Consider the following 212-nt stretch of genomic DNA (forward strand, 5'->3'; position numbering starts at 1 on the left):
GCGCAGCCGTTTGTGGAAGGCCTTGATGGCCGGGCTGCAGCGGATGGCCGAGAGCGTTGCCATGTAGAGGGCGCATCGGACGGTGGCGCGGCCGCCGGCGATGTGGCGCTGACCACGCCAGGTACCGCTGTCGTGGGCGACCGGGGCGACGCCGACGAGGGCTGTCGTCGATGGCGCCGAGTTCGGGCAGTTCGGCGATGAGCACGGCGGCG

The 212-nt window shown here is 72.2% G+C and carries 1 pseudogene; it reads right to left on the reverse strand.

Going from position 1 to position 212, the window contains the following annotated elements:
- Nucleotides 1-212, reverse strand: a pseudogene (locus QWJ46_RS31205) (transposase); the annotation flags it as partial.

The sequence above is a fragment of the Rhizobium sp. CBN3 genome, assembly GCF_030518245.1.
Lineage (GTDB): Bacteria > Pseudomonadota > Alphaproteobacteria > Rhizobiales > Rhizobiaceae > Rhizobium > Rhizobium aethiopicum_A.